The 7,137-nt window shown below is 39.7% G+C and carries 2 protein-coding genes and 3 pseudogenes; all 5 read right to left on the bottom strand.

Annotated elements, in window-relative coordinates; genetic code table 11:
• A pseudogene (locus tag L647_RS01000000124585) lies at positions 1-188 on the bottom strand (potassium/proton antiporter); the annotation flags it as partial.
• 333 nt (positions 189-521) lie between these two features.
• Positions 522-1,229, bottom strand: coding sequence for a hypothetical protein (locus tag L647_RS0118855; protein WP_024612415.1), 708 nt, complete (start codon positions 1,227-1,229; stop codon positions 522-524).
• A gap of 267 nt (positions 1,230-1,496) precedes the next feature.
• Positions 1,497-2,875, bottom strand: a pseudogene (locus tag L647_RS01000000124580) (Na+/H+ antiporter NhaC family protein).
• A gap of 191 nt (positions 2,876-3,066) precedes the next feature.
• A pseudogene (gene pbp4b, locus L647_RS01000000124575) lies at positions 3,067-4,726 on the bottom strand (penicillin binding protein PBP4B).
• A 9-nt stretch (positions 4,727-4,735) separates the two neighbouring features.
• Positions 4,736-5,911 (bottom strand): DUF1343 domain-containing protein, encoded by a 1,176-nt coding sequence (locus L647_RS0118840; protein ID WP_024612414.1) that lies wholly within the window; start codon positions 5,909-5,911, stop codon positions 4,736-4,738.
• Positions 5,912-7,137: the final 1,226 nt, after the last annotated feature.

The raw sequence follows: 7,137 nt of genomic DNA, 5'->3' as shown, positions 1-7,137 counted from the left end.
CCCAGAGCATGCGCTGCCTCTGCGTTATCGAATGAAATACCTGCTATACCATCTTCACCTGCGAGCATTCCTACAAGTAAAAATAGCACCAGCACAGGCAAGCCAACGCGTGCAGATAATTTACTCGATATTACTCCGAGTAAAATCAAAATAGCACTTACAAGAATGATATTATCAATTACAAACATAGTGTGGGTTTACAGCCTTATATAAGTTAAAAAGTAGAGTTGCCAGCTATTAAAAAGCTTAAAGCGCTTGCTATACAATAACCTAAAAAATATAAATATGGGTACTTAAGTCTATATTTAGATAGTTTAAATGGAAGTTAGATAATCGTTGGATTTAATATTACTTAGCTCAACTTAGCTCAACTTAGCTCAACTTAGCTTAGCTTTATTTATTTTTAAAACAAAAAGCCTGCAATTAAGCAGGCTTTTCAATAACTGTAAGCAATAATAAAAGGTATAACGTGCTTTAGCGCATCATACGCGTTCTTTTAAAACGCTATTTACAGTCTGATTTTATGAAAATCCATGCTCAATATCTCGAAAATTCCATTGTCCGTTTGGATCTGCTATATCAATTAATTCACACGCTTTTTTATTCCAAGCAGCTAGCCATGTAATATAATTTGTTAGCTGATGGTAAGCTCGGTCTGGCGCATCAGAGCGAATTCTCGACATTGAAAAACCAGAATAAGTAGCACCACTTCCAATCCAGCCAACAATTGATGATACAGCTCCACCGCCTGGAACTATAAAGCCTGCAGTTGTTGTTACTAACCCTAATATAGTCGCTGTTTTTTCAACACTATTACCTGTTTTCATTATGTCGCCACTTATTACAGGATGTAATAAAGCGAGTAAATTAACAGCTTGTGGTTGATTAGAAGCAATTGCAACATCGTTTGACGTTTTTGAAGTGTTTGTAGGAGCTGCTCTTCCTCGCATTGCAGGAAGTAAGCTATTAAAAGATTTTTGGCTATTATTACTTGTAGAAAATTTAACTGATTCAGTACTCAAACCACCCGCTTTAACACGCTTTTGATCTCTTGGTGTTATATTTGATTTATAAGTTCTTTGTAATCGACGATAAACAGCTGCGCTACATTGTGTCATTTGTATTGCTAAAGCAGCTTGATCTTTAAAGGCTTTACCAATTGCACGTTCAGAAAGTTGCATTAATTGAGATTTTTTCTTAAGTGCGTGTTGCCCGATAATTATATCCACTAAAATATCCTTATTAATCATTTTATGGTCAAAATTATATCATGTTGGTTAATAATATTAATATCTAAAAACAAATGTTTGGATTGTTTTTTATTCAACTTATATAAATTGATATTAAATACTAAACAATTTTACAAACGTAATATTCTTCAAAGTATTACTGATATTTAGTGGAAGATTATAACGCATTAAAAAGCCTGCATAGTTGCAGGCTTTTAGGTAATTATTATTGCTCGTTTATTAAAGCATTACTTCTATAGTACGCTCTTACAAAACAATTATGCTTGTAACTAAGTAGGCTACAAATGTAAGACCACCACCAAATAAGGCATACGGTAGCTGCGTTTTAACGTGTGTGAGTAAATCACACCCCGATGCAATAGCCGNGATACGGCGCTGGTGTCGGATATAGGCGAGCAGTGATCGCCAAATATACCACCACCCAAAATAGCACCAACAACAAGCGACGGCGGTAAACCTAGCGCTTGAATAAGTGGCACACCGATTGGGATTAATATAGCAAACGTACCCCACGATGTACCTGTAGTAAACGACATTACCGCGCCAGTTAGAAACAGCACCGGTACGATTAAGTAAATAGGTAAGTAGTCGCCAACAAGTGATGCTACAAATACGCCAGTGCCAAGCTCTTTAAGGCTTGCACCGAGTGTAAGCGAAAGCAGCACAATGGCGACTAGCGGCATTAATTCGCCCATACCTTTAAAACCGGTATCAACTAATTGATGGTGCGTAAATTTACGTGAGCCAATCATTAAAAAGTAAGCTACAACAATGGCTAAAACTGTTGCGTACAATACTGATTTAGAACCGCTACCCTCGGCAAGTACACCATTACCGGTGTAATACATAAAACCAACCATGCTGGTAATTAGCGTAATAAGCGGGATTAACATGTAACGCGCTTTAGAGGCTTTTATATCATCTTTTAAGTCGGTTGTTTGAAGCTCTAGTTTTTCTTCGGCTTCTTTCATTGGACCGTGCACTTTATCAAACGCGATTGTGTAAAAAACAATGGCAAGGGTAATTATGGCGTAAAAGTTATACCCTACGCTGCCCCACAATACCGATACAGCCGACTCACCTAGCTCGTAGTTACCTAACAAACCAAGTACAAATGCGCCCCAGCCATTAAGTAGTATTAAAATACACACTGGCGCACTGGTGCTGTCAATAATGTAAGCTAGACGCGCTCGGCTCATTTTAAATTTGTCGAATAAGCCACGCGATAAAATACCGGAGGTAAGTACGCTCAGGTTAGATTCTATAAATACTGCAATGCCGGTAAACATGGTTAAAAAGCCTACTTGGCGCTTACTTTTTGCAATGCCTTTATTCATTAGCATATTAACAGTTGCTGCAACGCCGCCAGATTCACGAATATAGGCAAGCAGTGCACCAATTAAAATACTAAATATTAATATGCGTGTATTACCTGGCGAGCTTGCAACCGAAATAATACGTTCAATGGTATTTAAAAAAGTGTCAAACAAGCTATTACCTTCGCCCTGAAAGGCGAGTAAAAACTCAGAAGAAGCAACAGCAACAAGTAGCGCCATAATTACTTCTTTTCGCCAAAACACGATAGCAATCGCTATCAACGGCGGTAAAATAGAATACCAATGCATAAAAAGTTAACCTTAATTATCAGCGAGTGATACTCGCTTTGTACGCGCTTTAACGCTTATTTGTTAAGCCTAACAACATAAACCGGCTTAGTTTTATAGACCGCTTAGCTTAATGGATTGCCTTACTCAAGTCACCTGTAAATAAATCACTTAAGGTGGCACAGTTAGCACGTTTTAACCTATACGATAGCTTATTGATTTAGTAACGCCTCATAAATAAGCGACACTACCGATCCGTACTGTGCGGTTTCGAATTGTTTACCTGTAAATTCGTAACGTTTTTGCGAACCTTTAATTGCGCTATGGCGAGCATTAGTAAGTAAAACAATAGCCAAATCGTAAGCGGGGTCGATTACGGTTACTGTCCCCGTCCAACCTGTGTGCCCGTATGCTTGCGCGCTCGCATAAGGACCAAAGTGCCAACGCCTCGCTTGGTTGTTACCAGCAAGCCTAAAGCCAAGCCCGTAGGTTTCATCGCTGCTTTGAGGCGTTAAAAATTGTGCTAAGGCACTGGCACTAAATAATTGTTGGTCGCCGTAACCACCGCTATTTAATAATAGCTGACAAAGCACGGCTAAGTCGTGGGCATTACTAAATAATCCCGCATGCCCTGCTACGCCATCAAGTGAGTAGTAAGCGCGCTCGTCATGTACTTGCCCTTGTAAAACACCGGTGCGAATATTATCAAACTTAATGCGCCCGTCTCGCGTGTTACCGCTAAGCTCGGTGGCTGCAAATTGATTATGCTTAAAGCCTTTTTTAAGTGGATTAAATAACGTGTTAGTTAGTTTTAATGGCGCATAAACTTGCTGCTCTAGGTATTCGTCAAGAGGCTGCCCAGTAATGCGCTCAATCAGCACGCCTAAAATCATGTAATCAATATCTGAATAAACATGCTGCCCAGATGATTTATTACTAAAAGGTACGCTGGTAAGTAATAGCTGTTTGGTGGTTTTGCTATTTTGAGAATAAAACGCTTCACCATAACGACCATCTTTGCGATGAAAGTCAAATACTGGTGGGTATCCGGCGCTGTGAGTGAGTAAATCTTTTATTGTACGCTCAGTTCGCCCTTCACCTTTATATTCGCTTAAGTAGCTTTGCACGGGTTTATTAATATTCAATAACCCTTCGCTTACTAATTTCATAAGTGCAAAGTTGGTGGCAAATATTTTGGTGTTTGAGGCAAGATCAAACAAGGTATTAGTTTGCATTGGCTCTGGTCGAAGTAACATTAAATCACTTTGCTGATATTGCTTTGCATCGCCATAGGCGGTTAATTTTATTAGTTCACCATTTTTAACAANCAGCCAGTACAGCCCCAGGAAAACCCGTTTTTACATCACGCTCAATTAATTCATCTACTTCACTAAAATCTATATGCTTTATTGGCTCATCGTTTAAAGTAGGAAATGCAAAACGTAACGTTAAACTTGCGCCAACAGGGAGAATATTTTCAACTTTAAATGTATTAACACCATTATGAGTATTTTTTGCCAAACTGTAATTGTATAAAGTGTTTGCGCTCAGTTGGTTAACGTCGAGCTTTTGATTATTAATGTAAATATCGGCGCTTTGTGCGTTGCGGTTTTGTATCAATAATTGACCGCGTCCTTTGTAAGCTTTAAACGTTCCTCGGTTATTTACATAAAACCGACTGCTTGGATTTACCTCGGGAAACGTAACGACCACTTGTGCATTAGGCAGCTCTAAAAGTTGGCTTTTGGTAAGCAGTTGCAGCGAGCTAATAGGCTCCGGTGGTGTACTACAGCCCACAACAATAAAACTCAAAGCCACTATAAATATTTTTTTAATATAACCAATACTTTGTAGTTTTAAAGCAATAAACATGGGCAGCCCTTATTTATATAACAAGTAAGGCGCTCTTTGCGCTTTAAATTGCGAAAGCCCCGCCTGCCAGCTTTGTTTTATTTGCGATTCTGATTGCCCTGCTTCAATAGCTAAGCGTAGTTTATTAGTACCCGCTAGTTTATCCATAAAGTCAGCACGCTCAAAAAATGAGATGTTATTTTTACTAAGCTCCGTGTACGCATTTATTAAGTAAGTTAAATTTAGACCTGTGATGTTTACTTGTCTTAAATCGAGCCCTTGCACGGTTTGGTTTTTAAATTTAGGGTTTAAAGCAGCGCCTTTAATTGCGCGCGGTGTAAAATTAAAATCACCTAATGCAACTGGCGAATAGCCAATTACTTGAAACGCAAAGTCGGTACCTCTGCCAATACTGATAGGCGTTGCCTCAAAAAAGCAAAGCGACGGATAAAGCGCAATGGCTTGATCGTTAGGTAAGTTAGGGCTTGGTTTTGCAGGCAAGCTGTAAGTACTTTTGCGAGTGTAATGATCAACAGGGATCACGGTTAATTTTAAATAGGGCGCTTTATTGATCCAGCTCTCGCCTTTGATCATTTTGGCAAGTTCGCCAACGGTCATACCGTGTAACACAGGAATTGGGTGCATGCCTACAAACGATTTAAATTCTGGCTCTAATATTGGTCCGTCAACGTAAGCAATATTTGGGTTGGGTCTGTCGAGTACTAAAAATTCTATCCCCTGCTCTGCTGCGGCTTCCATCATGTAGTGCATAGAGCTTATATAGGTATAAAAGCGCACTCCCACATCTTGAATGTCAAAAATAATGACATCAACATCGACTAAAGCAGCTTGGCTTGGTTTTTTATTTTTACCGTAAATAGAAATAAGCGGAATACCGGTTTTGCTATCAACGGCATTTTTTACATGGGCGCCTGCATCGTGATCGCCTCTAAAGCCATGCTCAGGTGCAAAAATTTTAGTTATGTTTATGTTTTTAGTCAGCAGAGCATCTACTAAGTGAGTCTGCCCTACCGTTGATGTTTGATTAACTACCAGCCCTACGCGTTTATTTTTTAACTGCGGTAAATATTTAGCATATTGCTGCGCACCTACAACAAGTGAGTTATTAGCCTCGTTGGCTTGTGCGCTGGAAATAAAAATAGCGCTAATAATAAAAAAAAACGTAATAAATAGGGTTTTAAACATACTGCAATATCCTTTTCAACAAGACGTTTAAAGTAACATAGGTAATATTAAAGAGCAGCTTTAGAAAGGGGTTAAGTAGGCTTGAGTAGATATAATGATTAGAAGCTGGCGCTCCTCACGCGAGCAAGCTCAGCGTCTACACGAATGAATAAGCTCGAAGTTTAAATTAAAGATTAGAGCTGGTTTTATTTGTAGGCGTACAGCTTGCTGACGCGACGAGCAACGCTCGTAAATAAAGTATCAGTTATATCGGTGGTAAGTAATTAGAAGCTGGCGCTTCTCACGCGAGCAAGCTCAGCGTCTACAACGGATGAATAAGCTCGGAGTTTAAATTAAAGATTAGCGCTGGTTTTACTTGTAGGCTTACAGCTTACTGACGCGACGAGCAACGCTCGTAAATAAAGTATCAGTTATATTGGTGGTAAGTGATTAGAAGCTGGCGCTTCTCACGCGAGCAAGCTCAGCGTCTACAACGGATAAATAAACTCGGAGTTTAGATTTAAAGGATTAGAGCTGGTTTTACTTGTAGGCGTATAGCTTGCTGACGCGACGAGCAACGCTCGTGAATAAAGTATCAGTTATATCGGTAGTAAATAATTAGAAGCTACCGCTTCTCACGCGAGCAAGCTCAGCGTCTACAACGAATGAATAAGCTCGGAGTTTAAATTAAAGATTAGAGCTGGTTTTACTTGTAGGCGTACAGCTTGCTGACGCGACGAGCAACGCTCGTAAATAAAGTATCAGTTATATCGGTGGTAAGTGATTAGAAGCTGGCGCTTCTCACGCGAGCAAGCTCAGCGTCTACAACGGATGAATAAGCTTGGTATCTACAGGATAGCAATCTGTCAGCTTCACTTTATTTCAGGCACAAAAAAACCGACTTAATATCGGCTTGTTTATGAAAGTGGTGAGCGCAGGACGTATCTTGTAAGAGTGAACCTCCGACTTCTTGGTTCTCAATCCTCCTAAACTCTACACTTCACTTTATTTTAGGCACAAAAAAACCGACTTAATGTCGGCTTGTTTATGAAAGTGGTGAGCGCAGGACGTATCTTGTAAGAGTGAACCTCCGACTTCTTGGTTCTCAATCCTCCTAAACTCTACACTTCACTTTATTTTAGGCACAAAAAAACCGACTTAATGTCGGCTTGTTTATGAAAGTGGTGAGCGCAGGACGTATCTTGTAAGAGTGAACCTCCGACTTCTTGGTTCTCAATCCTCCTAAA

Origin of the sequence: Pseudoalteromonas sp. TB64 (genome assembly GCF_000498095.1) — a bacterium.
Taxonomy (GTDB): Bacteria; Pseudomonadota; Gammaproteobacteria; order Enterobacterales; family Alteromonadaceae; genus Pseudoalteromonas.
This window is presented reverse-complemented; position numbering and strand designations above follow the sequence as displayed.